This is a genomic window from Terriglobia bacterium (assembly GCA_020072815.1).
Lineage (GTDB): Bacteria > Acidobacteriota > Terriglobia > Terriglobales > Acidobacteriaceae > Angelobacter.
The window spans coordinates 215941-237572 of the sequence record JAIQGE010000001.1 but is presented as its reverse complement, the minus strand read 5'-3'; the positions used below and the strand labels follow the sequence as shown (position 1 = coordinate 237572).

General features: G+C 58.7%; 26 protein-coding genes. 9 read left to right on the top strand and 17 right to left on the bottom strand.

The window, feature by feature from the left end:
- Positions 1-88: 88 nt before the first annotated feature.
- The 6 genes from LAO20_00985 to LAO20_00960 all read left to right on the top strand — a co-directional run bounded on the left by LAO20_00985 (position 89) and on the right by LAO20_00960 (position 4632).
- Positions 89-535, top strand: a complete 447-nt coding sequence (locus LAO20_00985) for a hypothetical protein (GenBank protein ID MBZ5529979.1) — start codon at positions 89-91, stop codon at positions 533-535.
- Positions 536-1338: 803 nt separating this feature from the next.
- Positions 1339-2316, top strand: a complete 978-nt coding sequence (locus tag LAO20_00980; GenBank protein MBZ5529978.1) for a metallophosphoesterase — start codon at positions 1339-1341, stop codon at positions 2314-2316.
- Between the two features lie 117 nt (positions 2317-2433).
- Entirely contained in the window at positions 2434-2769 is a 336-nt protein-coding gene (locus LAO20_00975; protein MBZ5529977.1) for a cupredoxin family copper-binding protein, read from the top strand.
- A 3-nt stretch (positions 2770-2772) separates the two neighbouring features.
- Complete coding sequence (locus LAO20_00970; GenBank protein MBZ5529976.1) at positions 2773-3222, top strand: DUF2231 domain-containing protein; 450 nt, start codon at positions 2773-2775, stop codon at positions 3220-3222.
- Positions 3223-3322: 100 nt separating this feature from the next.
- Entirely contained in the window at positions 3323-3901 is a 579-nt protein-coding gene (locus LAO20_00965; protein ID MBZ5529975.1) for a sigma-70 family RNA polymerase sigma factor, read from the top strand.
- Positions 3898-4632, top strand: a complete 735-nt coding sequence (locus LAO20_00960) for a zf-HC2 domain-containing protein (protein MBZ5529974.1) — start codon at positions 3898-3900, stop codon at positions 4630-4632. The genes LAO20_00965 and LAO20_00960 overlap by 4 nt, the downstream gene beginning before the upstream one ends.
- 35 nt (positions 4633-4667) lie before the next feature.
- Here the strand turns inward: LAO20_00960 and LAO20_00955 are convergent, their stop codons facing one another.
- From LAO20_00955 to LAO20_00945, 3 genes are all read right to left on the bottom strand, one after another.
- Complete coding sequence (locus tag LAO20_00955; protein MBZ5529973.1) at positions 4668-5195, bottom strand: nuclear transport factor 2 family protein; 528 nt, start codon at positions 5193-5195, stop codon at positions 4668-4670.
- A 117-nt stretch (positions 5196-5312) separates the two neighbouring features.
- Complete coding sequence (locus LAO20_00950) at positions 5313-6305, bottom strand: EXORDIUM family protein (GenBank protein ID MBZ5529972.1); 993 nt, start codon at positions 6303-6305, stop codon at positions 5313-5315.
- Positions 6306-6635: 330 nt separating this feature from the next.
- The gene (locus LAO20_00945; GenBank protein MBZ5529971.1) at positions 6636-7589 is read right to left on the bottom strand and encodes an EXORDIUM family protein; all 954 of its coding nucleotides are present in this window, start codon (positions 7587-7589) and stop codon (positions 6636-6638) included.
- A gap of 44 nt (positions 7590-7633) precedes the next feature.
- On the opposite strand from LAO20_00945, the gene LAO20_00940 reads away from it, so the two are divergent.
- A complete protein-coding gene (locus tag LAO20_00940; GenBank protein MBZ5529970.1) occupies positions 7634-7954 on the top strand; it encodes a hypothetical protein in 321 nt (106 codons plus the stop codon).
- Between the two features lie 211 nt (positions 7955-8165).
- On the opposite strand, the gene LAO20_00935 is transcribed toward LAO20_00940, so the two are convergent.
- The 12 genes from LAO20_00935 to LAO20_00880 all read right to left on the bottom strand — a co-directional run bounded on the left by LAO20_00935 (position 8166) and on the right by LAO20_00880 (position 18348).
- The gene (locus LAO20_00935) at positions 8166-9131 is read right to left on the bottom strand and encodes an EXORDIUM family protein (protein MBZ5529969.1); all 966 of its coding nucleotides are present in this window, start codon (positions 9129-9131) and stop codon (positions 8166-8168) included.
- Positions 9132-9472: 341 nt separating this feature from the next.
- A complete protein-coding gene (locus LAO20_00930) occupies positions 9473-10417 on the bottom strand; it encodes an EXORDIUM family protein (GenBank protein ID MBZ5529968.1) in 945 nt (314 codons plus the stop codon).
- A gap of 476 nt (positions 10418-10893) precedes the next feature.
- Positions 10894-11484: a hypothetical protein gene (locus tag LAO20_00925; GenBank protein MBZ5529967.1), complete on the bottom strand. Its 591-nt coding sequence runs from the start codon at positions 11482-11484 to the stop codon at positions 10894-10896.
- A gap of 26 nt (positions 11485-11510) precedes the next feature.
- Positions 11511-11903 carry a DUF2752 domain-containing protein gene (locus tag LAO20_00920; GenBank protein ID MBZ5529966.1) on the bottom strand — a complete coding sequence of 131 codons (393 nt, stop codon included), beginning with the start codon at positions 11901-11903 and terminating at the stop codon, positions 11511-11513.
- Positions 11904-11905: 2 nt separating this feature from the next.
- Positions 11906-12811, bottom strand: coding sequence for a GYF domain-containing protein (locus LAO20_00915; GenBank protein ID MBZ5529965.1), 906 nt, complete (start codon positions 12809-12811; stop codon positions 11906-11908).
- Between the two features lie 13 nt (positions 12812-12824).
- Positions 12825-13328 (bottom strand): NINE protein, encoded by a 504-nt coding sequence (locus LAO20_00910; protein MBZ5529964.1) that lies wholly within the window; start codon positions 13326-13328, stop codon positions 12825-12827.
- Entirely contained in the window at positions 13325-14389 is a 1065-nt protein-coding gene (locus tag LAO20_00905) for an FHA domain-containing protein (GenBank protein ID MBZ5529963.1), read from the bottom strand. The genes LAO20_00910 and LAO20_00905 overlap by 4 nt, the downstream gene beginning before the upstream one ends.
- Entirely contained in the window at positions 14376-15242 is an 867-nt protein-coding gene (locus LAO20_00900) for a Mov34/MPN/PAD-1 family protein (GenBank protein ID MBZ5529962.1), read from the bottom strand. Before LAO20_00900 ends, LAO20_00905 begins: the two co-directional genes overlap by 14 nt.
- On the bottom strand, positions 15239-16552 hold the full coding sequence (locus LAO20_00895) for a ThiF family adenylyltransferase (GenBank protein MBZ5529961.1): 1314 nt from the start codon (positions 16550-16552) through the stop codon (positions 15239-15241). The genes LAO20_00900 and LAO20_00895 overlap by 4 nt, the downstream gene beginning before the upstream one ends.
- A 4-nt stretch (positions 16553-16556) precedes the next feature.
- Positions 16557-16832 (bottom strand): EsaB/YukD family protein, encoded by a 276-nt coding sequence (locus LAO20_00890; protein ID MBZ5529960.1) that lies wholly within the window; start codon positions 16830-16832, stop codon positions 16557-16559.
- Positions 16833-16849: 17 nt separating this feature from the next.
- Positions 16850-17950: a serine protease gene (locus LAO20_00885; protein MBZ5529959.1), complete on the bottom strand. Its 1101-nt coding sequence runs from the start codon at positions 17948-17950 to the stop codon at positions 16850-16852.
- 116 nt (positions 17951-18066) lie between these two features.
- Entirely contained in the window at positions 18067-18348 is a 282-nt protein-coding gene (locus LAO20_00880; protein ID MBZ5529958.1) for a hypothetical protein, read from the bottom strand.
- A 271-nt stretch (positions 18349-18619) separates the two neighbouring features.
- Between LAO20_00880 and LAO20_00875 the strand changes: the two genes are divergently transcribed.
- Positions 18620-19132: an Lrp/AsnC family transcriptional regulator gene (locus tag LAO20_00875; GenBank protein MBZ5529957.1), complete on the top strand. Its 513-nt coding sequence runs from the start codon at positions 18620-18622 to the stop codon at positions 19130-19132.
- A 121-nt stretch (positions 19133-19253) separates the two neighbouring features.
- On the opposite strand, the gene LAO20_00870 is transcribed toward LAO20_00875, so the two are convergent.
- On the bottom strand, positions 19254-20030 hold the full coding sequence (locus tag LAO20_00870) for a DUF1223 domain-containing protein (protein ID MBZ5529956.1): 777 nt from the start codon (positions 20028-20030) through the stop codon (positions 19254-19256).
- A 31-nt stretch (positions 20031-20061) separates the two neighbouring features.
- Complete coding sequence (locus LAO20_00865; protein ID MBZ5529955.1) at positions 20062-20616, bottom strand: YceI family protein; 555 nt, start codon at positions 20614-20616, stop codon at positions 20062-20064.
- Positions 20617-20796: 180 nt separating this feature from the next.
- Here LAO20_00865 and lepB point away from each other — a divergent pair, with 180 nt between their 5' ends.
- Positions 20797-21615, top strand: coding sequence for a signal peptidase I (gene lepB, locus LAO20_00860; protein MBZ5529954.1), 819 nt, complete (start codon positions 20797-20799; stop codon positions 21613-21615).
- Positions 21616-21632 lie beyond the last annotated feature (17 nt).

Sequence of the window (21632 nt, the reverse complement as noted above, 5' to 3'; positions counted from 1 at the left end):
TACATACCCAGACTGCTGCCAAAAGTATAAGGTTCCCAAATTATAGGCTTCGGTCTGGGGCTTTTGTTTGCTCCTCGGAAGCGATAAGATGGCACCTTCCCGTTTAGGTGAAAGTATGCCTCCACAACTCATCGCAGCCCTGATCTCTCTTCAGATCGTCGCCTTCGGATGGCGACTCAATCGCGAAATCACCCAGGCTGATAATCGTCGCATTACATGGCTACCGCTACCTGATTATTTAAACTTGGCGTCGCTTCTTGCGGTTGTAACTGTTTGCGTAATTATGCCGGCAACTGGAGCATTGGCGCCAAGGGCTGCAAACACGGCCTTAAGTGTTGCGTATGTTCTAATCGCGTTCCACCCCATCAATGAAGCTGCACATTACCGCCTTCTTTTCTCAAAGGAAGGACGAACGATCTATCGCAAGATGGGGAGAGACATTCCTTGGGTGACGGACCAAGAGATTTTCACCGTAATTATTTCCGCTGTTCTCGCTGCCATAGCCGGATGTGAGACATGGCATTCGATACGGTGAGATAATTGTGGACATGACTTTTGCGATTGGAACGTTGATACATAACAAGCTCAGCAATGAAGACGGGCGCATTACGGGAACACAAATAGAGAATGGCGCTCTTGTTTACATGGTATCTGTCTCGTTGGATGCTACGAGTTGGATGATGGGCGCGAGGGAAAGTCATTGGCCTGAGTCTGAGGCGGAGCTTTCTACGAATAAATTTCTCATGCAAAACCAATAAAATTGGAAAGCTCCGATGCCAGTCGGCGGCCTTCAAAACGCTCTATTGTTATGGTGCTTTCTAGCATACGGCTCTTACAGTCAGATAATGTCACAGAGTTGTCGCCGCAAGTGCCCAATTTTTCGTCCTTTTTACCGTCATCTTGAACTTTGATCGGGAATAAACGCTGGTTGCCTTGGTTATACAGATGAAGGCGCCGACGACTGGCCACAGGGCCGGGGGCCGGCGCGTTCTCTCACAAACGCAGTAACCCTGCTCGCTCGGGGCAAGCCCGTGGCTGCAACGGTCTTGCCCCCTAATAATCCTGTCGCTTCGCTCCAAACCGCCGACGATTGCCGTTTTCACAAGGATTCACAAGCGTCCGTGGCGACGGGCTCGGCACGCAAGTCGGCCTCGCCCTTTATATTGTTGGCTCTGTTCTTGTCGCTTTACTCCAAACCGCTCAAGGCCATCGAACCTGCCAATTTTCGTCGAAACCTGGCCGCCAAGGAATATTTCTCATGTTCTTCAGTTATCCCCAGTGACAGAGCAGCGCAGCCGTCGGTACGGAGCTGCCAATTTCCTTCAAGGAGAGAACATCATGTCCAACCGGCCCCAGAAGAAAGAAGATGAAATCGTCCACGACCACAACCACGACGGCGTTGATCGCCGGGGCTTCCTCAAGTGCATGGCCTGGGCCGGCACCGGAGCGTTCTGCGTGATCAAGGGCGGCGTGCTGCAGTCCTACAGCTTGAGCCGCCTGTCGGAGATTGGCGCGGAGGCGGCCGCCGGCGAGCTGAGCTTCGTCCAGATCAGTGACAGCCACATGGGTTTCGACAAAGCCGCCAACCCGGATGTGGTGGGCACATTGAAAGCGGCGGTAGGCAAAATCAATGCGCTGCCGGTTGCGCCGTCGTTCATCCTGCACACCGGCGACATCAGCCACCTCTCCAAGCCGGCGGAGTTTGACACCGTGGACCAGGTGCTCAAGGACGCCAAACCCAAAGACATCTTCTACGTCCCCGGCGAACACGACGTGCTGGGCGACAACGGCGAGCAATATCGCGAGCGCTACGGCAAAGGTTCGCATGGCGCCGGCTGGTACAGCTTTGACAAGAACGGCGTGCACTTCATCGGGTTGGTGAACGTGCAGGACTTGAAAGCCGGCGGCCTCGGCAGCCTGGGCCATGAGCAACTGGAGTGGATGGAGAAAGACGTGAAGCACTTGTCCAAGAGCACGCCGATCGTCGTGTTCGCGCACATTCCGCTGTGGAGCGTCTATCCGGAGTGGGGATGGGGCACGGACGACAGCGCGCAGGCGCTCGCGTACTTGAAGAAGTTCGGCTCGGTCACCGTGCTCAACGGGCACATCCACCAAACCATGCAGAAAGTAGAAGGCAACATCACCTTTCACACCGCGTGTTCCACGGCGTTCCCTCAACCCAAACCGGGAGCAGCGCCGTCGCCCGGACCGATGAAAGTTCCGGCGGAACAACTGCGCAGCCTGCTTGGCGTGAAAGAAGTCAACTATGTTCGCGGCAATAACACGCTGGCGGTGATTGATAAGAGCTTGGAATAGAACGAATCATCGCGACGCAAGCCGCAAGCTAACTGAGAAAAATAAAGGAAAAGGAAGATGCAAATGAAAAGAACGTTCTGGAAGACGGGTCTGGCGACGATGATCGCCTGCCTGGCAATGATCGCGCTGGGTGCTGGGCCGCAAACGTGGGCAGTTGCGGCCGCGCCCTCGGCACCTTCGACGGCGGGTCCAGGAGAGGACCAGCCCGCAGCCGCGGTGAAGATTGACAACTTCACCTTCTCGCCCAACCCGCTGACCATTGAAAAGGGAACCACCGTGCGCTGGACCAATCACGACGACGTTCCGCACACCGTGGTCGCCGACGACAAGAGTTTCAAGTCCAAGGCCCTGGACACGGACGACGCTTTCACTTACACCTTTACCAAGCCAGGGACCTACAGCTACTTCTGCTCGCTCCATCCCAAGATGGTTGCGAAAGTTGTGGTGAAATAAGCCATGGTGAACCCGTTTGACCTCAAGTCGGCGTTGCTGGCCAAACACGCGCAACACGTGGTGCTGGTGCATTTTCCCATCGCGCTGTTTCTCTCCAGTGTGGGATTTGATTTTGCCGCGCACTGGACGCGCCGGAGCATTCTGGCCACCGTGGCGTACTTCAACTTGCTTGTGGCAGCGGCGACCTCGTTGCCTGTGGTGGCGACCGGAATTCTCGCGTGGCGCTGGCAACTGGAAGGCCAACGGCTCAAAGGCGTCCTGCTGCTTCATCTGGCGCTGGGCGTGAGTTCCACTGTCTTGATCTGGCTGATTTGGTGGATCCAGTTTCGCGTCCGGCGAAAACCGGAACAGTCATCGCCAGTTTACGTGCTGGGTTTGGAAGCGCTGGCTGCGCTGGCCGTGGCTTTCACTGGACATCTGGGCGGGTTCTTGAGCGGAGTGAACGCCGGTTAGCATGAGTTTTGCCGATGCATTCGCGGGCGCGCGCAATTTCACTCGTCGCGAGACGAGCGCAGCTCGCCGCACGGCGCAATTTCAAGGTAACGGGAATAGAATGGTGGCGACCCTGGTTGGGTTTCGAGGACACGTGAGCGGCCTTCAGAATTCAGACTTTGAAAAGCTGGCGCTTCCCCTGCTGGACCCGCTGTACAACTTTGCCCGCTGGCTCAGTGGCGATCCGGACGAGGCCCGCGACCTGGTGCAGGAGACGATTGCCAAAGCGCTGAAGGCCCTGGGATCGTTCCGCGAAGGCACAAATTTTCGTGCGTGGATGTTCCGCATCCTGCGCAACACCTTCCTGACCAGCCGCACTGGGCTCGAACGCCGCAGCACCGAGCAGGAAGACGAAGATGGCCTGGACGATGCCGTCGTCAGTTATCACACCCCGGAGCTGGAGTTGATCCGGCGCGCGGACACTGAACTGGTGCGGCAAGGCATTGCGCGGCTGGCGCAAGGTTTCCAGGAAGTGCTGCTGCTGGCCGACGTGGAAGAAATGAAATACCAGGAAGTTGCGGAAGCGCTGGACATTCCCGTGGGAACGGTGATGTCCCGGCTGGCGCGCGCCAGAAAGCAATTACGCGGGCACATTCTGGAAATATTGGAGACCAAGAAAGCTCAAGGTGTAAAGGCATGAGCTGCGAATTGTTGAACAAAATCGCTTTGTACGCGGACGACGAGCTTGATCCGCGGGCGCACGATGCCGTGGCCGCTCATCTCTCCGGTTGCGCGGAGTGCAGCGCCGCGCTGGCGGCACATTTGGACATGAAGAAGGCCGTGCGCGTGGCCGGCAAGCAGTTCGCCGCTCCCGCGGAACTGCACGCCGCCGTGTTCAAGCAGCTTCGCCGGCGGGAAGGCGTAAGCCCGTGGTGGAAGTGGGGCCTGGCGCCGGTGACTGCGGTTTTGATCGCAGCTCTGGGGTTCATGTTGTGGCCGCGCACCAAAACAGACCCGGTCATCGCCGGCTTGGTGGACCAGCACGTGTCCATGTCGGCGACCAACCACTTGGACGTAGTCTCCGACGACCGGCATACGGTCAAGCCGTGGTATCAGGGCAAGCTGCCCTTCACTTTTAATCCGCCCGAACTGGCCAAGGACTCGCCCTTCAAACTAGTCGGCGGCAATCTGGTCTACGCGCAACAGAAGGCCGGCGCGGAGCTGGTTTACCAGGCAGGTCTGCACAAGGTTTCCATCTTCATCTTCCAGGCCGGCGACCGCTCCACGCGCGAACCCGCGTGGAACCACGATCTTTCGTTTACCGTCAGCTCCTGGAGCGCGGGCGGCCGCCAATGCTATCTGGTCACCGACGCCAGCCAGGACGAAGCCGGCCAGTTGGTCGCGTTGTTCCGCGACGCCAACCGCTCGTAAGGCCGGGTTTTGCGGCAGGTCGGCAGCAGAAAAAGCTACTGCTTGCCGGTGGGCTTTACCGGGGACTTGGCTGCATACGGAGTCGTCGCGCTCTTGGACACAAAGCGGTTGGCCAGCTTCCATGTGTCCCCGTCTTTTTTCCATACGTCCACCACAAAATACTCGCCGCCTTCAGCCTTGCCCTTGTTGATGGTGTTTTGGCGCCTCTCAAACTTCACCACCGCGGCATTGCCCAGGTCCACCACCGAAACCTCCCGCATGGCGAACGATTTCAGAGTGAAATCTTTGGCCATCACGGAATCCACCCAGTCTTCGCCGGGCAGCGGGTCGGCATTCGGCATCTCGACCATGAAGTCCTCCGTCAACATCGCCTGCACGGCGGCTTGGTCTTTCTTTTGCACGGCCTTGAGCAGTTGTATCTCGAGTCCGGAGAACAGCGTGGCTTGCTTGGTCGCAGTCACGATCCGCGGATTGAGCTTGGGCTTCACCGGCTCTTGCGCCGTGGCGAAGACGGTGCAAGCAATCAGGACGGGCAGCAGACGTTGAAAAAAGGAAACCGGCATTTTGGAGCACTCTCCTGTGACAACTCTGATTTTAATCAAAACAAGACCCCCTCCGCGCAACATGGATGGGACAAAAGAAGGCCATCTGTCCGGCAGACGGCCTCTTGTGGTCAGGGATTAGAGATGCAGGACGCACTTGCCGCCCGCAGCGTTTTCCCATTGCTGCTGAAGCATCCAGTCGTTGCCGCCGAAGGTCACGTTGTACTTTGCACCCGCGGCAATGCCGGCAGGGGTACACAGACTGCCTGGCCCGCAGGTTGAGGTCGTGCCGAAGTTGAAGTTGCACTTGTCGGAGTCTTCCTGGCCGCTGGCATCAAACCAGGCATTCAGGTCGGGGTCCGTGATGGCTTCAAACTGTTCGTGCGCGAATACGTTGATCATGCCATCGGCGCCGCCCACATTCGTAGCTGGGCTGTTAGGGCCGGTGGTTTGGATTTCGCAGCCGCTGGGACAGCGGTCCGGGTTGCCGACGAAGGCGTATTTAATGTCCGATCCACTGAGCGTGGCATGGGTGTGGAATCCGCAGTATTGCGTGCAGAAGCCCGACGTCTCGTTGATGTTCGAGGAGCTAAGCACAAAATATACGCCCTGGGGATCGTTGGGCAGCGCGCCGCTACTGATGGCGTTGCCGACCGTGGTCCGCAGGCGGGTATCGGTCAGGTTGGTTGTGGTGTTCACAAAAGTGTGGCCGCCAAGCGTTACGTTGCCGCTTACATTGCCGGTGCTGTCGCCGTAGGTAGTGGCAATCTTTTCGTAGGGTGTATTGCCCAGGGTGTTGATGAAATGCTCAACCAGGCTGACGGTGGCGGCGGTGTTGGACCCGCTGCCGGACCAGTTGCCATACCAGATCACGTAGAACTTTACGGGATCGCCTTTCAGCACCGGACCGCCATGATAGTTGATGCCGTTGCCGGTGACCACAGCCTGCCCGATGGGGCCGGAAACGGCCCGCTCCATGGTCTGCGGGAGCACGCCGGGAACGTGGCCGCTGGGTACCTGGTCTTTCATCGGGGTCTGCCCCGGGTTGTCAACATGCTGCTTGAGCAGCTCCTGCGCCATCAAAAAGTTGGCGGCCAGAATTACGAAGAGTAAGGCTAAGGCGCGTCTCATTTTTCCGACGGGAATCTTCATTGGTGACCTCACGGATTGGTGTTTTTGCTGTATCCATGTTTCTAAGAACGAACAGAAGAAGCCAAGGTTTTGTGAATGCCCCGTGAACCCAACTGACCAGGCGGGGCCGTGCAGCGTGCTCGCTGAATTTCAGAACTGTACTACAACCTATTTTGTGAGAACAGCTCTAAGCTGCAAGTTGCACCGGAAACACAAACTCAACAGAAGCAGCGTCCCATTTTGGGAAGGAGTCCAACGTCGGGTTGCCAGCGGGACAACGAAAAAGGCCGCCCGCGATGACGGACGGCCTGATATTGCTGCTTCGGTAATTTAGAGGTGCTGCGCGCAGGCGCCGCCACCCGAGTTGCGCCAGTTCTGCTGGAGCATCCAGTTGTTGCTGCCAAAATTCTGGTTGAAGCGGGCTCCGGCGCTGATGGCCGCTGCTGTACAAGGGGCAGTTGTACACACGGTGGTGGCGCCGAAATTGAAGTTGCACTTGTCGGCGTTTTCCTGGCCGCTGGAATCAAACCAGGCGTTCAGGTCAGGATCAGAGATGGCTTCTTCCAGTTCGTGGGAGAGCACGTTGGCCATGCCGTCAATGCCACCCTGTCCTGTGACCGGACTGTTGGGGCCAGTGGTCTGGATCTCGCAGCCGGAGGGGCAGCGGTCCACGTTGCCGACAAACGCATACTTGATGTCGGTACCGCCCAGGGTCGCGCGCGTATGGAAACCGCAATAGCGCGTGCAGAAGCCCGAGGTTTCATTGATGTTGGAGGAACTGATGACAAAATACACGCCGTTGGCATCGCGCGGCAGGGGCCCGCTGGGTGTGATCGCGTTGCTCACGGTGCTTTGCAAGCTCCTGTCGCTCAGGTTCTTGCTGGAGCTGACAATCGTGCTGCCGCCAAAATTTACCAGGCCGGTCACATTGTGGGTGGCATCGCCATAGGTGCTGTTCACCAGCTCAAGGGCTGAGCCGCCGATTGTCGAGAAGAAGTGCTCAATCACGCTACGCGTGGCCGCGGTGTTCGATCCGGTGCCGTTCCAGTTGCCGTACCAGATTATGTAAACATTCGGAGTGTTCGGCATCACCGGGCCGCCGTTGTAGTTGATGCCGTTGCCCAGGTTCACGGTCTCGCCAATAGGGCCGGCCTCGGGCGCGGGGGCCGGATTACCCTGGTGCTTGCCGTCGGGGAACTTTTGCCCGCCGCCGTCGTGGGTTTGCTGCGCCATCAGGAAGTTGGCGGCCAGAATTACAAAAAGAAAAGCTAAGGCATATCTCATTTTTCCAAGGGGAAATTTCATTCGGATGACCTCACAAGTTTGGAATGTTGTCCGTCGATAAAATCGAAGAAGCCGTTAAAAAAATGCGGGTTTTGGGACAAACCGGACCTTCCGGTTTCACGCGGCCGATTGTTTCTCTATTTCACCCTTCGTCCCCGGCCCTGAAAGCAGTTCAACGTTGCAGGAGTTTACTACGAAAGCAAATCGTTTTGAGCAAGAAAAATGACGTTCCAAAGCGGGATGGCGGCACAAAAATAGCCTCGCGCGCGAGCATCCCGGCGGCACGCTTCTGCAACGCGATGCAGTCCGAAGCAGCGATGTCTGCTCGTAGTAAGGAGAAATCGCTTACGCGGCGCTGGGTGTGAAGAGAAACATCAAATTCAACTTAAGAAGCACGGATCAGCGCCTTCGCCGAGACCAGGTCTGCGATCGGCGCGAGGTGGGAAGCAGCTTGACGGTCATCGGTACCACCGGGGACCCGAGTAGAGCTCGACGTTGTCAGGCAATGCGCTGTGAATCCAATAAATAGGGGCCGTCCAGCCCAGCAACGGCCCCGTGACAGCTAGAGGTGCAAGCTTAGAGGTGCTGCGCGCAGGCGCCGCCGCCGGAGTTGCGCCAGTTCTGCTGGAGCATCCAGTCGTTGCTGCCAAAGGTCTGGTTGTATTTCGCCTTAGCGGACGTGCCCGCGGCAGAACACAAACCATTCGCATTGCAGGTGGAGGTTGCGCCGAAGTTGAAGTTGCACTTGTCGGCGTTTTCCTGCCCGCTGGCGTCAAACCAGGCGTTCAGGTCGGGATCGGAAATCGCTTCTTCCAACTCGTGGGAGATGACATTGGCCATGCCGTCGGCGCCGCCTACTCCTGTAGCCGGGCTGTTGGGGCCGGTGGTCTGAATTTCGCAGCCGCTGGGGCAGCGGTCCGGGTTGCCGACGAAGGAGTACTTGATGTCCGCGCCGTTGATTGTGGCATGGGTGTGCCAGCCGCAGTACTGCGTACAGAAGCCCGAGGTCTCGTTGATGTTTGAGGACGTCAGCACAAAGTACACGCCGTTGGTGTCACTGGGAAGTCTTCCGCTGCTGATGGCGTTGGCTACCTGGGTGCGCACGCCCGAGTCGCTCAGATTGGTGCTGCTGCTGACGATGGTGCTGCCGGAGAAACTGACGTTGCCGCTCACGTTGCCCGTGGTATCGCCGTAGGTGGTGTTGACCAGCTCAATCGCCGATCCGCCGATGGTTCCCAGAAAGTGCTCGATCAGACTCCTGGTCGCAGCCGTGTTCGATCCGCTGCCGCCCCAGTTGCCATACCAGATGATGTACGTATGGACGGGATTGCCCTTCATCACCGGGCCATTGTGGTAGTTGATGCCGTTGCCCAGAGTCACGGTCTCGCCAATCGGGGCGGGGACCGCCGCTGTGGTCTGGCCGGACTTGCCGTGCTTCCCGTCCGGGGTATCGTCGCCGTTCTGGCCCCGGTTCAAGGGGACTTGCGCCATCAAAAAGTTGGCGGCCAGAATCACAAAGAGAAAAGCTAAAGCGTATCTCATCTTCCCAAGGGGAGCTTTCATTCGGATGACCTCACAGGTTTGGAATTTGCTGCGTCTGTTGATGATGAATGAACAGAAGAAGCCGAGGTTAAATTTGGTTGGGCCCGTGGGCCGTGACTTTCATTTCCAGAAAAGCAATGCAGATCTGCCCCCGAAGTTTCAGAACTGTACCACGAGCTTGATTGGAACGGCTGGCTTGCTCTCGTGTTGTATCGAAAACCGGATTTATGGAGAAGGCGTTCCATTTCGGGAAGGATCTTGCAAGCCGCCAGCCGTCACGGCTGGGCCACAAAACAAAGGCCGCCTGCATGAGCAGACGGCCTTTTTGATGCGGTCAAGGATTAGAGGTGCTGCGCGCAGGCGCCGCCGCCGGAGTTGCGCCAGTTCTGCTGGAGCATGTAATTGTTGTTGCCGAAGGTCTGGTTATATTTGGCGGCGGCTGCCGTGCCCGCCGGAGTGCAGAGACCGTTCGCGTTGCAAGTGGAGGTGGCGCCGAAGTTGAAGTTGCACTTGTCGGCGTTTTCCTGGCCGCTCGAGTCGAACCAGGCGTTCAGGTCAGGATCAGAGATGGCTTCTTCCAGTTCGTGCGAGATCACGTTGGCCATGCCGTCAATGCCGCCCACGTTCGCCGCCGGGCTATTGGGGCCGGTAGCTTGGATTTCGCAGCCCGAGGGGCAGCGGTCCACGTTGCCGACGAAGGAGTACTTGATGTCCACGCCGCCCAGGGTGGCGCGCGTGTGCCAGCCGCAGTAGCGGGTGCAGAATCCTGAGGTCTCATTGACGCCCGAGGAGGTCAGCACGAAGTACACGCCGTTGGCATCACGTGGCAGAGCTCCGCTGTTGAGCGCGCCAGCCACAACGTTCTGTACGCCGTTGTCAGTAAGGTTCTTGGTGGATGTGTTGGTGGTGCTGCCGCCAAAGGCCACATTGCCGCTCACGTTGCCGGTGTTGTCGCCGTAGGTGGTGTTGACCAGTTCAATCGCCGAGCCGCCGATCGTGCCCAGGAAATGCTCGATCGCGCTCTTGGTGGCCGCGGTGTTCGATCCCGTGCTGTTCCAGTTGCCGTACCAGATGATGTAGGCATTGACGGTGCCCTTCATGACCGGGCCGCCGTTGTAGTTGATGCCGTTACCGGTGACCACGGTCTGGCCGGTGGGGGCAGCATCGTGGGTGCCGTGGCCTGCGCCGTCCGGCGCCTTGTTCACGCCCGCGCCGTCGCGGACATTCTGCGCCATCAAAAAGTTGGCGGCCAATAGTACAAAAAAGAAAGCTAATGCATACTTCATCTTCCCAAGGGGCGTTACCATTTCGGAGTGACCTCACAAGTTTTTGGAATTCTGCCGCATCTGTCGTTCTTAATAGTGAACAGAGGAAGCCGGGAAGGGCGGTGATGGTGGTTCCTTCAGGGCAGGAATCTCCCTTCGTCCTTCAATATTTTTCGCGCTGAAATTGGCCTTTATCCCAATACCTGGAAGACAGTTCAATGTTGAAGGAGTTTACTACAAAGCTACTTGTTCTGTGAACAGAAAATTGATGTCTCCAAATCGGGAAGACATGCCCTGATTCCCGTTCCTGGCTGACAACTCCGTTACGCGCTCCGCGCAACGCGACTTCTCCGGCCGCGCTGGTTAAAAAGAAGGACTCGCGAGAGGTGGGGTCGTGAAGAAGACTGCAAAGTCGATTTAAGAAATCGCGATCTTCGGTCCCTATGGATTTGTTCCCTCGAACGGAGGTTGATGGGCCTGGTGATAACCAGAGTTGCTTAAGGAATAACGATCTTCCCGTTCCAGGGATCAGGGCTTTCCGTGCCGGCTTGGGGCTCAGGAACCCCGGTGGAACTAGCTTGGGGTAACGGCTGTGATACCTGGGGATCAGGCGCCGTTTGCACCAAAGGCGGTGCAATAGGGCGGGCATCTACCGGCAGCAGCTGGGGGTTCTGCGCCGCCCATTTTGCCGCCAGGCCGTTCAGGGGGCTCTTGGTGTTGTATTCCTGATAGGCAATCATGCGGCCGATGCGGACGATCAGGTCGTCCAGCCCTTCGGAAGCCGCCCAGAAATCGCCGATGCATACCGAGCTGTCGTCAAAATTAGGATGAAACACCGGAGTGAGCATGCGGCATTGCGGCGCGCGGCGCGGGTAGCCCAGCGACAAATTGACTTCCAGCACATGCTCGTCGCGCTCCAGAATGGCGCCGTCCGGCGCGACGTACAACCCGCGCAGCAGGTACTGGAAGCGGTACAACTCCGGCGGCATGCCGGCGGTGCCGACCATGCGAATCACCGGCCAGCCGGCAAGACGCTGCTGCAGCGATTCATAGTCGAGTTTCAAGCGGCGGATTCGGGGCGAAAGCATACGGTTTCCAACAACTCACATCAAGGTCAGATCGAAAACCCGAAGCCCATGTTGCGGGCCACGGCAAAGAGCACAACCAGCACGTACAGACCAACCATCACGGCGCGCGGCATGCGGAATGCAGGCGACCGTCCATGGCGCATCAGCGAGTAGTACCAGAAAGCAAACCAGGCAAGAAAAAGAGGGGCCGCCACGGTGACCAGCGCGTTGTAATTCCAGGCAGCAGATAAGTTCAGATGCAACAACTGGTAGAGCGCGCGCGTGCCGCCGCAGCCGGGACACAACAGATGAGTCAGCGCATAAAACGGGCAGAGCGGGTAGAAGTGGTAATCCTGCGGGGGAAAGTTGTAAAGGACCCCGCATCCCAACAGGAATGTCCCCAGCCAAAGGTTCGCTCGACGCTGCACAGAGATAATCATTATTATTGTGGCGCCAGGTATCCGGTTTTCTTCCACGCAGCAATGCGGCTGAAATGGTATTGGAAGTAGTAGAGGGCGAAAAAGAACGTCATTACGCCACTCAGGCGCAAGTTGATGGGCTCGACTGTGTTGTAGTACTCCACCAGCCCATCACGCAATTTGAAACTGCCGATGATCATCAGCGCCCATGCGGTCACACCCAAAAGCAAACAGAACAGTAAAGCTCCAACGGGCAGCTCCGGCTCCCGGCCGCCTGTCGTGCCAACAGCGCTTATGATGACGCCGAAGTAGACGATTACCGTCAGAACGTAGACAACAACGGCGCCTATATAGAACGCCATGCCGCTGTTTTGTGGCCGGAGTTTTTTGACAAAAGACGCTTCCATGAACATCCACACCAGGCTGAAGAGGCCGCAAAAGAAACCGATCAGCAGCACCAGAGCCCAGTGCAAATCCGGTGGCATCAGGGCCCCGCGCATCGCTCCGGTTTCATACGCCGGCAGGGCTCCGGGGTACGCGGGACCGCCTGGAGCGCCGGGGCTGCCGTAGACTGTGCCGCCGGCCGGTGTTGATGCTCCTGTGTACGACCCGGCAGGATTGCCATAGGTTGGGATGGAGCCCGGAGAAGAAGGACCAGACGCAGCGCCGGTCGCCGACGCGGGAGTTGCGCCGCCGTACACCGTGCCCGTGCCCGCTGCGGGAGTTGAACCGTAGGGTGCGCCTGCGGACGCCGCCGGGGCCGGCAAAGGAATGTTGCCGATGACCTCTGATACCGGCACCCACTCGGTCATGCTTTCATTGCGGGTCAGGTCGCTGAGCTGGATATTGCCGGAAGCGATATACCGCTGCAGGTCGGCGAGAGTATAGGGTCCATACTCGTTCAGCCCGCGCTGAATGTAGTACTTCATTCACTTTCCTCCGCTAGCTGAACTGTAAACCAGCGCTGTCTTTTTGAACAACGCAAATCTCCACAATGGCCCAGATCCAGGACACTACCAGCAAATAGCCGAGCGTGAGGATGGACAGGCACAATTGGCCGACGGCTTTTCCGGTATAGCCAGCATAGAAGTTGTGCGCGCCGAACATTCCCAGAAAGACTCCCAGCACTACAAACGTGGTCCGGCTCTTGGCGGTCCCCGCCGGGTAAGGCGACGGCTGCTGCTGATATTGGGCATAGCGGCCGTATTGGCCGAACGTGGGCACATTCGTTTGCGGCGTCATCATCACCGAGCCCAGTTCCTGCTGGGACACCTGCAGTTTAGGGTCGTCCGCCGGAGCGCGCGGGCAACCGAATACCGTGCAACCGCCGTTTTCCATGTAGCAGTCTTCATGGTGCGGCATGCCGCACGCCGTGCAGTAGATCTTCGCCGGACCGTCTTCGGCGAAATCCATCCGGCAATAAGGACAGACCGCGGGGCCGCTCATCGCTGCCTCTCGCGGAAGTGGAACGCGTAACGTCCCACCTGGATGAGGTCGCCGTTCTGCAGGGCGCGGGCTTTCACCGGCTGTCCGGAAACATAGACCTGGCCGGCGGCGTAGATAAACGTTTGCGCGCCGCGCAGTTCGATGGTCGCGTGCTGGGGAAGGATGGAGGTGTCTTTGAAGAGATAGATGTCGCACTGCTGGCTGCTGCCGATGACCGTCTGCGGCTTATACAAAATGAACTGCTTGCCTGCCAGCGGGCCGGAAGCAACGTACATCCAGCGGTCTTTGAGGGCGCTTTCCACAATGCCCATGGCCACGCCCGTGGCCAGACCGAGCATGGCAAAACCAATCGCGCGGCTGGGAGCGCCGGCGTGCGTCGCCATGGAGATGGGATCAAAAACCATCCCGCCCAGCCCGGCGCCCACGATCCCGCCCAGAATCCCGTAGCGGACTTTCTTGCCGGAGCGGTCCACCAGGCCGTAAACAATTCCGCCGACCACGCCGAAAACCATCCACGCCAGGCCGCGCGAGATCCAGAACGCAGGATTCCTGTAGGTCTGTACGCCCAGCTCAAATATGATCGCCCGAAGAATGTAGAACAGAATGCTGGCTATCCGATCAAAAATGAAACCGCCGACCACTCCCAGCAGCAGCGCCGGCAATCCGCGCCACAGCGCTTTCTGCAACGACCGTTCGACAATGCTTTCCGCAATGCCGTAGCCCAGGCACATGAACGCCGCGATCAGAGGCATCATCCAAATGTTGCCCCAGCGATGCGCTACCGGCGGGTCCATGAACCGAGGCTCGCAAATCCCCCAGCCGATCAGCGCCCCGATGAGTCCAGCCGCGCCCAGATAGAACCAGCCTTGCAGAAAGATGTTGGACTTGCCTTCGTCGTCGGCCACCGGCTCCGTGCCGGACATGGAGATGTTGCCGTACTGCCGCGCCGCTCCGGGCGCTCCGGGCGCAAGCGGGGCCCCGGCAGCTTCGCTGGAGACGGCCACTTTCTCCAGGTCCTCCAGCGTGATCTTCAAAGTCGGTTTGTCGTCAGCGTTTGCCATTCTTTCCTTTATCCGCCGGTGGCTTCTCCTGCTGCGCAGCCGGTGGCGGATTCTGAGGCTCCGGCGCTACGGCGCCGGGCGGCTGCAGGTATGGCTGCAAGAGCTGCTGGCACGCCTCAATCGGATGCCGCAAGATCTGCTGGTAGGTCTCAAGGACAGGCGCGTAGCGGTATTCGAAGAACATGTAGCCCAGCCCGAACCCCAGCGCCGCTACCGCCAAATAGCCCAGAATGCGGCTGGCCCATGTTACCCACACCGGCTCCGGCGCAGGCCCGGCGCGGCCCTTTTTGCCCGGCGGGCCGCCCAGCATGAAGCCGTGGTCTTCGGCGTCTTCGTCGGCAGCGGCTTCATCTTCGTTGCCCTGCGGTCCAGTCAGCTCCACGCTTTGCGAATAGCCAAAGCGCACTCCGGAAAGCTTTTCGATTTTGCCGCTGACCCAGCCGAAGCAGCCTTCTTCGTCGGTGTGAGGATCGTAGACCCAGGCGATCTGCTGCGGGCTGGAAAAAAAGTTTTCGTGGATGAACAGGTCATGCTCAGACAGAAATACGCCGAAGCCGGGATGCGAGTGGTACCAGCCGACGATCTTGGAGTCAGGATACTGGCGGTCTTTGATCTGGTAAATGTGCTCCCAGGTGTCCTGGGTAAAGGTGACGTGGGCCCCACCCTGGGCGGCGTTCACGCCGGCAATACAGGCTTCCACCAGAGTGCGTTCGTCGCTGGTCTCGCCGATCAGCACGCCGCAAACCTCGGCTTTCATGGAAGTCCGGGAGTGCTGGCGGATTTTGCGCGCAACTTCGGCTTCCATGACCACCGCGGGCTGGATCTTGACTTTGATTTTTGGAGCCTTACTCATGCCGGCGGAGCCCCCTTGCGCGATGCAGACTCCAAAGGCCCCAGCACGGCGGGCGCGTCGCCGGCGATCAGGTAGGCGATCTCCCGCTCTGCTGAACGTGCGGTGAAAACGTCAAACAATGGGAGTCCCAGATTGTCCAGGGTGCGCGCGCCAAAGTCTTCAGCGCCGCTGAAGCCGTGGGCGGTGATTACAGTTCGCATCGCGCCGCACCCTGGACATTTGCCGCGCGCGTACGGCACCGTGCCCACGGCGGCAAACAATTCTTCTTCCGCGCCAGGCATCTCTTCCGCTTCGCACTTGGGACACTGCAGCTTGTGCACCACGTCGCGGCTGAATTCGAGTGAGATTTCCTGGGCGCTCAGATCGCGTTGTGCTTGGGCGAAGAGCGCGGCTAGAGTCAGGTCAGACGATTTTTGCGGCAGCTTCACAACTTCGGCAAAAGTGTAATGGCTCATGCAATCGGAGTTTTCCGTGTACTCCACACGGTACGAAGTGTGGTTGAGCCCCTCAAAGATGAATCCGCGCCCGCCCAGCACGGGCAATCCGTGCAGCAGCTTCAACGCTTCCTGCACCTGCAGGCCGGCAATAATAGAGGATATGGTGGGCGTGGTGGGTACTTTGCCTTCGGCGTCACTCTCCAGCGTGAGCAGGTTGCAGGACATCCGCTTGTTCAGGATGGCCCAGTCAGTTTCTCCCAGCGTGCATTCGTAGCAGGGCGGCGTGCCGGGCAGAAAAACGCGGGCCACACCGTTGATGCCCTCGATGGCGCCGTCAATCCACGGCTTGTTCATCTTCCAGCAGGCACGGTTGATCCACAGGCGGGCTTCGCGGTTGTCCAGGCCGGCCAGCACCACGTCCGCCCAGCCGAAGATGCCCAGTCCCAGGCCGTGGACCACGTTGGCGGTGATGGGATGCACCTGGGCTTCAGGGAAAATTTCACGCGTGGCGCGCGCAGCCACGTCGGCCTTGCGCTGCCCGATGTCCGAGGAGCGGTACAGAATGCTGCGGGAGAGGTTGGAAGCGTCAATCGAATCCAGATCCACGACGACGATTTTGGCGAAGCCCAGCAGCGCCAGGTTTTTCAGGATTTCATTTCCCAAGGCCCCGGCGCCGATCACCAGCACACGGGCCGCACGGATTTTTTCCTGGTCCCACCAGGGAATGAGACGAAAGCGGCTGAACCGGTCTTCTTCCGAGACAACCGCCGCAGATTCTTGCCGCCCAGCGTTCCCGCCGGCAGGTACCGCAGTCTTCTTGTCTGCGGAGCCGGCTGCCGAATTCGTCTGAGATGGAGCGGTAGTGCGGATCATCGGGTCATCGCGCTCCGGCGGTGATTTCCGGCTGAAGGCGCAGGATGTCGCCGTCTTTCACCGCGGCGTCGGCCAACGTCTGCGCGTCCTGGATCTGGCGGCCGGAGTTTTTGTGATGGAACTTGTAGCTCAGCGGAGCGCCATCGGGGCCGTTGCGCGGCAGTTGCAGCTTCTCCACCAGCACGGCAATGATGCGGTTGGCCGGCGCATCGTCCGGCAACTCAACCGGCACCCGCTTGTTTTCCGTGGAATCGTAAACCGTCACTGTGATGTTTGCCATGTTGTTTGGAACATTCCTTATCGGGAGGCGCCGGAGTCCGCCGGCGCTTTGCGCACTTTGGCCTGGTGCAGAAAGTCAGTGAACGCGCTGCTCGCGGGGCCGCTGCCCACCACTTCCCAGTCATGCTCATGCAGAAAAACGTCTGTGCTGACGGCAAAATTCAGGTTCTCCGCCTCCGGGTCCATGGTCTTTGCGACCTTGGCAACCACCACGCCCAGCAGGTTGCCGTACTCGTCATAGAGCGGGCCGCCGCTGTTGCCGGGACTGACCGGCGCGGACACCTGCAACACTTCATCGCCGGGCGTGCGCGACACAATGCCGTTGCTAATGCTGAAGTTCAACCCCTCCGGATGGCCGATGACGTAGATCTTCTCGCCGGTCTGCACGCTCGAGTAGTTGGCGATGGACTGGCGGAAATCCACGTCGCCACTGCGCCGCTCCAGCCACAACAAGGCAATGTCCTGGCGTTTGTGGCGCGCGACCACCTGGGCGCCGGCCCAGCCGTTCATGCCGTCAGAAACCATCACCTTTTGCGCGCCGTGACGGGATTGCCAGCCTTCACCGTCAGCCACGTGCCGGGCGGTGGCCAGCAGATAACCATGCGAATCCGATTGCAGGATCAACGCTGCGCCCAGCAGGCCTGATGTGCTCGCGGTCTTGCTGAACCACCGTTTGGCCGCAGGCGAAGCCATCAATACCAGCGGCCGCAGCGTGGAACTCAGTTGCACGCCGGACATGATCTTGTCGGAAGGCAGATCAGGGAAGCTGGAGCGCTCGTCCAGGCTGGCCAGCGCCGAGCCGACCACTTCCGGCGTGGGCATCCAGTTCAAAGAGAAGCCCAGCACCACCAGCAGAGTCGTAAGGAAGCCGCTGATGATCAGCAGCGTCAGCAGGTACGACCACCACGCCTGCAACACCCGCGGCGTTTGCTTGCGCAGGGAGACCCGCACGATCAGCGCCGCCAGACTCAACAACGGCAGCACCAGCACCAGCGGAACCAGAAGCAGGCGGACCCACCAGGGAACGGGGTCGGGAAGATAGGGCTTAGGCTGCGCGACGCCCGGTACTTGCTGCGGCGCGTGGTCCACTTCCTGGTTTGTGATTACGATCCTGTCCATTGAAAAAGTTGCACCCAAAAATTGAAAACCAGGGAGGTAACTGGGCAGTCGAGCACGCCAAAAGTATTGGAAACTTTATTTTTATATTGGCTTGGGCTTTAAATCAAGCGAAACCGTCAGTACCAAGCACCTTCAGGTTGGTATTCCCAGGCCGCTGCTTCGAAGAGCATAGAGACAGAAAAAAATGATGCTGGTAGAGCTTGATGTGTGCGACGTCCGGAAGAGCCGCCTTGGATCGCGAAAGCCACGCGCGCTTTTTCAGACGGCCCTGCTTGCGAATTTGTCGCCACGGACAGAATTGTTGAGCTTGGGTTCTTGTCATCGTTTCGGGCAGAATAAGCCGCCGGTTGAGGAAGCAAAGGATCGCTCGATTTGAGGCAGGCCATTTTCGCCGCCACGCGAATTTTTGTTCCTTCACAGCCAGGCTGAGGGGTTGCGAGCAACCAGCGCAGGGAGCGATGGTACTTGTAAGTGATTAACAGCAAGTAATTTAAGGCGACGGTGAAGTTATTACCAAATTGCCATATTAGCTCTAGGCAGAATTACAACACTAATGGTTTAATATGGGGCTTCGTCGGGGCGGGCAAATATTTAAAATTCTCTAATGCGTGATGGAGCAAAACCGATATTAGAGACAATCCCCAATCTGTTTTACAATATCAACCCAAAATGGACTCGACTTTAAAGAACGAGAAACTATTAGATCAAATCGGTTGGAAGCTGCTCCATGAGTTGCAGGTGAACGGGCGGCTTTCCTACGCTGAGCTCGGACGCCGAGTGGGCCTGACAACTCCAGCGGTGGTGGAACGCGTGAAGCGCATGGAGGAAGCCGGCATCATAGTGGGATACCACGCTGACGTGGACCCCATGAAAGTCGGCATGCCGATCACCGCGTTCATTCGCATGTCGGTGGTAGGCGACGTGTTCGCCAAGATCACCGGCGTGGTGAAAGCATCACCCGAAGTGGTGGAGTGCCATCGCGGCACCGGCGCCGATTCGTTCATCATGAAGGTGCACGTGCGTTCGGTGGAACACCTGGAGAACCTGATTGACCGCCTGACGCCGTACGGCACCACGTCCACTTCCATTGTTCTGTCGTCGCCGGTGGAGCAGCGGGAGATCCAGAAGCCGGACGACGCCGCGCACGCGGCGCAAACGCAGAAGAAAGCCGAGCATCACTAGAGCCGTTTGCGGCTTGCAGACCTTTGAAGGCTGACCTCAGCGGCTGAAGCCGGCCATGTCTGGGTTTGTCTGAAACGCAGGCATGAATGCCTGCTCCACCCTGCTGCGACACAGTGACTCATCACAGCTTGAGCGTTGCGGCACCGACGATCTTTCCGTTGTCCGGCGCCTGCACAAACACCACCGCGCGCAGATCAGCGCGCTTCCAGTCCTTTTCAATCTTGAGCGAGACTTCCGACTGAAAGGCCCCGTCATGGAGTTGGCCCAGGAGGCGGAAGTCGCGCACCACGGCGGAGTGGCGAAGCAGGCGTCCGCTGTTTTCTCCTGCGCCGATTTTGTTGGCCAGGTTGTCCTCCGTCACGGCCAGCAGGACGTCGCCGGAAGCGTTGGCGGGAGCTTTCACGCGCACCAGCAGCTTGTCGGCGGAAGCGGGCGTCAGCTCGATCGCAGCCGATGCGGAATCGGCGGCAGCGCGGGCGATGGCCGAGCGAGCGCGGCCGGAGTCATTGCCGACGAATTGCTCGGCGCCGTCCACCACCATCTGCGGGGTGTAAGGGCCGTCGGGCGAAAGCCTTGCCGCGTATTTTTCCTGGCGCTGGGAAAACGCGTGGGAGGAAAAACGGTCCTGCCAGCCGAGATAATTCCAGTAGTCCACGTGGAAGCCCAGCGGGATGACCTCAATGCCGCTCAGGGATTTGTCCTCACGGAGCTGGCTGAGAAGAATATCGGCCGGAGGGCAACTGGAGCAGCCTTCGGAAGTGAACAGCTCCACCACCACAGCCTTGCGCGCCGCGGCCTGTGCGGGCGGCGTGTGCGGATACAGGCTCCGGACCACGAGAAAACCTACCACGGCCAGAAAGATGAAAATCCGCAGCCAGATGAATTTGACGGTGCACATGCTGTTTACAGTCTAAAAGAATTCCACACTTTTATCGCTTGCTTCCCAGGTCCGCGGGATAGATATCGAACTCCAGCTCCAACTCGTCCTTTACCTTGACCGCGCCGCCACCGGCGTTGACCGGCTCGATCCCGAATTCGGTCTGCTTGAACCTGGTCTTGCCCTGGTATCGCTGGGGTCCGCCGGTGACTTCAAACTCCAATTCTTTGGTCACACCGTGCAGGCTGAGCTTACCGGTTACGCGGAAATGCCTCGGGCTGGTCTGCTGGACGCGTGACGACTTGAAATGGATTTCCGGAAATTTATCCGCGTCCAGGACTTTGGGTCCCAGCATGGTTTTCTGGACTTCGGCGCGGTCTTTCTCCGACGCGTCTGAGTCCGTGACCTTCATCTGCGTGGTGATTACGGTGATCTCCACCACCATGGCCTTGGCGTCCACCGATCCGTGGGCGATGGGCGCGACGACCACGTGGTCGTGGCCAAAGCCGGAAAACACACCGGACTTGCCGACGTGGATGGTGATGGTGGAGCGCGGCGTCTGCGCGCCGGCCGACGACGCCAGTGCAATCGCAATAAGAGCAGTCAAGAAAAACAAATAAAACCGTGGTCGAAACAAAGAATCTCCTTCTTGCCCGGATAGTAAGACGCTGGGGTGTTGTAAGGAGGTTAGATGCAGGGAAGCGAGACTAGGCTGGAAGAAAATCAAAAGAGCTCCATGGTTTTGGTATAGTTCCAGTCCGTGAACGCAGAAAGCCCTTCGCAGTCAATGCCCAGTCGGGCCACCGGACCAGGCAAACAACGTCTGCTTGCAGCAGGGTTTCTTTCGGCGCTGGTCCCGGGCGCGGGACAGCTCCTGGCAGGCCGCAGGATCAAAGGTCTGGTTTGCTTATTTCTGTTCTCCATTCTCCTGTTGTTTTATTGGCCCGTACGTTTGCCGGCGCATTTTGCAGGACTCATCGGCTTGATTTTTGCCATGGTTGCGCTGTGCATCTTTGCGGCAACGGATGCGCCTTATCGAAAGAAGCCTGGCTGGGAAAGACCTTCACAATGGTGGCTCGCGGCGCTGCTTCCCATGGCGTTTCTGGCCGCTGCAGCCCATTCCAATTGGTTGTTGCGGTCAGCGGGCTTTCGGTTGTTCAGCATACCGTCGGCGGCGATGGAGCGCACCATTCATCTGGACGAACACTTCATCGTAGACCTCAGATATTATCGCCAGCGAGCCGTTGCTCACGGCGAGCTGGTCGCCTTCACTCTCGCAAACGAACCCGGCATTACTTTCCTGAAGCGAACGATCGCCCTGCCCGGGGACACCGTTCGAGGCATTCACGGGAGAATTTGGCTCAACGACGTCGAGTTGAATGAGCCTTATGTTCTGCGCCAGGGCGATGTCTTCTTGCCGGAGATGGACAACTTTGGGCCTTTGACCATCCCTGCCGGCAGGCTTTTTGTGCTGGGAGACAATCGCAACAACAGCCGCGACAGCCGAATGCACGACTTTGGGCTGGTGGACTTGGCAGACGTTATGGGAAGACCACTTTACATTGTCCCCGGTCTAGGCGGCGGCAGCCCAAGAACGCTGAGGTAAGTTCAGGGGCTGAAGCC

Coding starts and splice junctions, on each gene's coding strand:
- LAO20_00985 (MBZ5529979.1), top strand. CDS start 89: ATGGCACCTTCCCGTTTAGGTGAAAGTATGCCTCCACAACTCATCGCA.
- LAO20_00980 (MBZ5529978.1), top strand. CDS start 1,339: ATGTCCAACCGGCCCCAGAAGAAAGAAGATGAAATCGTCCACGACCAC.
- LAO20_00975 (MBZ5529977.1), top strand. CDS start 2,434: ATGATCGCGCTGGGTGCTGGGCCGCAAACGTGGGCAGTTGCGGCCGCG.
- LAO20_00970 (MBZ5529976.1), top strand. CDS start 2,773: ATGGTGAACCCGTTTGACCTCAAGTCGGCGTTGCTGGCCAAACACGCG.
- LAO20_00965 (MBZ5529975.1), top strand. CDS start 3,323: ATGGTGGCGACCCTGGTTGGGTTTCGAGGACACGTGAGCGGCCTTCAG.
- LAO20_00960 (MBZ5529974.1), top strand. CDS start 3,898: ATGAGCTGCGAATTGTTGAACAAAATCGCTTTGTACGCGGACGACGAG.
- LAO20_00955 (MBZ5529973.1), bottom strand. CDS start 5,195: ATGCCGGTTTCCTTTTTTCAACGTCTGCTGCCCGTCCTGATTGCTTGC.
- LAO20_00950 (MBZ5529972.1), bottom strand. CDS start 6,305: ATGAGACGCGCCTTAGCCTTACTCTTCGTAATTCTGGCCGCCAACTTT.
- LAO20_00945 (MBZ5529971.1), bottom strand. CDS start 7,589: ATGAGATATGCCTTAGCTTTTCTTTTTGTAATTCTGGCCGCCAACTTC.
- LAO20_00940 (MBZ5529970.1), top strand. CDS start 7,634: ATGTTGTCCGTCGATAAAATCGAAGAAGCCGTTAAAAAAATGCGGGTT.
- LAO20_00935 (MBZ5529969.1), bottom strand. CDS start 9,131: ATGAGATACGCTTTAGCTTTTCTCTTTGTGATTCTGGCCGCCAACTTT.
- LAO20_00930 (MBZ5529968.1), bottom strand. CDS start 10,417: ATGAAGTATGCATTAGCTTTCTTTTTTGTACTATTGGCCGCCAACTTT.
- LAO20_00925 (MBZ5529967.1), bottom strand. CDS start 11,484: ATGCTTTCGCCCCGAATCCGCCGCTTGAAACTCGACTATGAATCGCTG.
- LAO20_00920 (MBZ5529966.1), bottom strand. CDS start 11,903: ATGATTATCTCTGTGCAGCGTCGAGCGAACCTTTGGCTGGGGACATTC.
- LAO20_00915 (MBZ5529965.1), bottom strand. CDS start 12,811: ATGAAGTACTACATTCAGCGCGGGCTGAACGAGTATGGACCCTATACT.
- LAO20_00910 (MBZ5529964.1), bottom strand. CDS start 13,328: ATGAGCGGCCCCGCGGTCTGTCCTTATTGCCGGATGGATTTCGCCGAA.
- LAO20_00905 (MBZ5529963.1), bottom strand. CDS start 14,389: ATGGCAAACGCTGACGACAAACCGACTTTGAAGATCACGCTGGAGGAC.
- LAO20_00900 (MBZ5529962.1), bottom strand. CDS start 15,242: ATGAGTAAGGCTCCAAAAATCAAAGTCAAGATCCAGCCCGCGGTGGTC.
- LAO20_00895 (MBZ5529961.1), bottom strand. CDS start 16,552: ATGATCCGCACTACCGCTCCATCTCAGACGAATTCGGCAGCCGGCTCC.
- LAO20_00890 (MBZ5529960.1), bottom strand. CDS start 16,832: ATGGCAAACATCACAGTGACGGTTTACGATTCCACGGAAAACAAGCGG.
- LAO20_00885 (MBZ5529959.1), bottom strand. CDS start 17,950: ATGGACAGGATCGTAATCACAAACCAGGAAGTGGACCACGCGCCGCAG.
- LAO20_00875 (MBZ5529957.1), top strand. CDS start 18,620: ATGGACTCGACTTTAAAGAACGAGAAACTATTAGATCAAATCGGTTGG.
- LAO20_00870 (MBZ5529956.1), bottom strand. CDS start 20,030: ATGTGCACCGTCAAATTCATCTGGCTGCGGATTTTCATCTTTCTGGCC.
- lepB (MBZ5529954.1), top strand. CDS start 20,797: ATGCCCAGTCGGGCCACCGGACCAGGCAAACAACGTCTGCTTGCAGCA.